The following is a 3,960-nucleotide window of genomic DNA, read 5'->3' as shown; positions in this document are numbered from 1 at the left end:
AGCCCTAGTCGAAATTTATCTCATTACTGAGACCCGTATTCACATTTGAAAACCTCTGTAAAATTGCCGAGGTTTTTTTGTGCAACATTTCTTATACTTAATTAACTTAAGATTCACAGTTTATTTGGTTCATCATAATTAACACAGGATGTGTTGATGCATTTAGCATAATTGACTCGGAGTCATATGAAGAAAATAAAAACTCTCGATTTAGATATTCCAGACGATATGGAGCACGGTTGGCAGAACATCGTTGATCTGTTGGCTCAAATAACGCAAGTGCCAGCAGCACTTATTATGCGTGTTCATTCTAATTACATCGAAGTCTTTTCCACTAGTCGCAGCGAGAACAACCCATACAATAAGGGCGATTCTGAAACATTAGGCAACGGGCTGTATTGTGAAACCGTTATGGAGTCTCAGCGGCAACTTCTTGTCCCCAATGCTCTCGCTGACCCGGCATGGGAAAACAATCCTGACATCAAGCTAGGGTTGATATCCTATTGTGGTATCCCTCTGCTTTGGCCGAATGGTGAGCTTTTCGGCACCATTTGTATCTTGGACTCTAAAGAAAATCACTACACACCGACTTACATTAAACTTCTGGAAAGCTTTCGGACCTCAATAGAGTCCCAGCTTAAAACCCTCTTTCAGCACGCCAAACTGACTCAAATGAATCGTGACCTCAAAAACCGGGTGTATACACGAACCAAAGATCTCGCCAGTTTGAATTACTCCTTGAATCAAGAAATTGATAAGCGAAAAGCCGCTGAACAAAAAATCAATTTCCAAAAGAATCATGACCTAGGAACTGGCTTTTTAAATCGTAGTGCATTTGAGTCGCGTTTAAACCACAAGCTCTCTTCTCAACGAAGGTTGACGGATTGCTCATTTGCTGTCATTCACATCGGTTTTACAAACGGCAGACGTATACAAGCTCGATACGGCTATACAGCACTGGACCAAGTATTAGTTGAATACCGAAAACGTATCGATAGCATTGCCGATATCGAGGTGTTAACCGCGCGCCCTACTTCTGTGGATCTTGTGTTAGCGTTCAGTGTTAAAGATTTGCATCATCGCCTCGAAGAGCTTTGCCAAACTCTAGTAAAAGTCGGTCACTCTGAATTTGCTATCGAAAATGATAAGGTTCACCTGCACGCATTTATCGGAATTGCTACTACTAATAACGAAGACGATGCTGAGAGTATTCTCCAGAAGTCCTCTGAAGCTATGCTCGCATGCAAAGATTCCGGGCAAAAGTTTGCCTATTACTCCCAATCACACACTGAAGAGCAAAGCCATATCAACAAGATCGAAGGTTATTTGCTACAAGCGGTACGTAACGATGACTTAATGCTCTACTTCCAACCCAAAGTATGCCCGCTAACCCATCGTTGGGTCGGTGCTGAAGCATTGCTCCGCTGGCGTCACCCCGTTTTGGGAGACATATCCAATGAAACCTTGATTCACATGGCCGAGCAGAACGGATTGATTTTCGAAGTCGGAAGCTTCGTACTGCGTAATGCGATTGAAAAAGCCAAAGAATGGTCTGAATACGTTGAAGATTTTAAGATGGCGGTTAATGTGTCCGCGGTGCAGCTCAAGAACGCGCACTTTGCCGAGCAAGTCGTCCATTTACTGGAAACCTATCACCTTGAACCTCATTTCTTAGAGCTCGAAGTGACAGAAAGCGGACTCATTGCTGATGAAGTGGTGGCAAAGAACACGCTTGAAACATTGCATGACATAGGCGTGACATTGTCACTGGATGACTTTGGAACCGGCTACGCGTCATTCAGTTATCTTAAGAAGTTCCCATTTGATGCAATCAAGATTGATAAGAGTTTCATCGACCAGATGCTCGACTCGAGTGAAGACTCTGAGATTGTCCGTTCCATCGTCCAGATCGCGAAAAAGTTGGATCTGAAAGTGATGATTGAAGGGATTGAATCAGAAGTTCAGGAGCAGTTTATTATTGATGAGGGCTGTGACGTTGGCCAGGGTTACCTTTATGGCAGACCAATGCCATGCAAAGAATTCGAGCATAGCTTAGTCAATCAAAACTATTTAGGGACAACTCGTTACGCTTAAAGTGAAAAATAGCCGTTAGTTTTGGATTTAAACCTAGTTTCTCTTTACTCTATAGGTGGTGATTTTTATAATCGCCGCCTTTCTGTTTTTATCTTTCCCCTTTATATAGGCATTCCTCGTTATGGATCAGTTGACTGCAAAGCTTAAAAAGCTCGAAAAACAAAACTACCGTGCATATCAACAAATTAAAGGTCAATACGACTTTGCTGATTTCGAATTACACATCGACCACATTCAAGGTGACCCGTACGCGTCAGCCTCTCGTTTTCGTGCAACACGCGCGTGGTCGTTGACCGGGTTAGATTGGCTGAAAGAAAAATCTTACGAATACCAAGTAGCAGCTCGTGATTTTATTGCTCGCAGCTTTGCTGAGTTCGCAAAACAAGAAGCGACCGTTTCTATCGCATTAACGGGTCAAACAGTACTCGACAACACTGCAGTCGTCTTTACTGAGCACGGTATCGAAATTCGTTTCCGTATTAACCTGCCTGCTGATGGTCGTAGCATTCTTGCGAAGAAAGCAAACAACATCATCACCTTCTACCTGCCGAAGTTTATCCGTCGCGCAACGCTTGAGCGTGAGCTAAACATAGACGCAATGATCAAGCACTGTGAAACAATCGAAGACCAAGAAGCGCTACGTGCACAGCTAGATGAGCACAACCTATCGGCATTTGTGGCAAATGACAGTGTATTACCACGTATCGCGGGTAACTGTGATCTTCCAATGAAAGATGCGGTTCCATTTACAGCGCCAGAGTCACTGAGCGTTACGTTAAACACGCCAAACCAAGGTGATGTAACAGGCTTGGGAATTCCTAAAGGGATTACATTAATCGTTGGTGGTGGCTTCCACGGTAAATCGACACTATTGAATGCGGTTGAACGCTCTATCTACAATCATATTCCTGGTGATGGCCGTGAAGGCATCGTGACTGCCATTGATACAATGAAGATTCGCGCTGAAGATGGCCGATGTGTGCACAGCTTAAATCTGTCAAACTACATCAATCATCTTCCAATGAAGAAAGATACCTCTGATTTCAGTACTCAAGATGCTTCGGGCTCTACTTCTCAAGCGGCTTGGCTACAAGAGTCGATTGAAGCCGGTGTTCAAACCCTATTGATTGACGAAGATACGTCAGCGACTAACTTCATGATCCGTGATGAGCGTATGCAGGCATTGGTTTCAAAAGGTGACGAGCCCATTACTCCGCTTGTTGACCGTATTGGCCAGCTACGTGATGAAATGGAAATCTCTACTATCGTCGTTATGGGTGGCTCGGGTGATTACCTAGATGTAGCAGACACCGTGATCCAAATGCACGACTACCAAGCGGTAGATGTGACAGATAAAGCAAAAGATGTTATTGCTCAGCACCCTACCCAACGTACTAACGAGTGCGAAACACCGTTGGAGATGTTTGTTCCTCGCTCACTGAACCGTGCTTCACTAATGAACATTCTTACTGATGGAAAGTTCCGCGTGAGTGCTAAAGGTAAGGAATCTCTGCGTTTTGGTAAAGAGTTTGCCGACCTTTCTGCTCTTGAGCAGCTAGAGTCAACTTCTGAAGTCAACGCGATTGGTTGGGCTTGGTTCCAGTTTGCACAAACGCCTGGTTGGTCAAATAATCCAGCAAAAGAGTTTAACGCGATTCTAGGTAACGATTGGCACCAAAATATGCCTAACTACGGTGACCTAGCGAAACCAAGAACGTTGGATGTTATGGCTGCTCTTAACCGCATGCGCAAATCTCAGTTCAAGCCTTCGAACTAAGTTTTACTCAACTAAACACAACTTTTCGGCCCCACAAATGGGGCCGTTTTTATTTCTACTCGTCCTAGAAAGCGTTCTATCAAACCACA

At 44.1% G+C, this 3,960-nt stretch carries 2 protein-coding genes; both read left to right on the top strand.

Translation table 11 applies throughout. From position 1 onward, the window contains the following. The first annotated feature begins 186 nt into the window (after nucleotides 1-186). Nucleotides 187-2,094 carry an EAL domain-containing protein gene (locus BCT81_RS11205; RefSeq protein ID WP_102424326.1) on the top strand — a complete coding sequence of 636 codons (1,908 nt, stop codon included), beginning with the start codon at nucleotides 187-189 and terminating at the stop codon, nucleotides 2,092-2,094. Nucleotides 2,095-2,215: 121 nt separating this feature from the next. Beyond that, entirely contained in the window at nucleotides 2,216-3,871 is a 1,656-nt protein-coding gene (locus tag BCT81_RS11200) for an ABC-ATPase domain-containing protein (protein WP_102424324.1), read from the top strand. Nucleotides 3,872-3,960 lie beyond the last annotated feature (89 nt).

The organism is Vibrio sp. 10N.261.52.A1, assembly GCF_002876325.1.
Lineage (GTDB): Bacteria > Pseudomonadota > Gammaproteobacteria > Enterobacterales > Vibrionaceae > Vibrio > Vibrio chagasii.
Note: the sequence above shows the minus strand (reverse complement) of the source record. Positions and strands in the feature narration are given on the sequence as shown.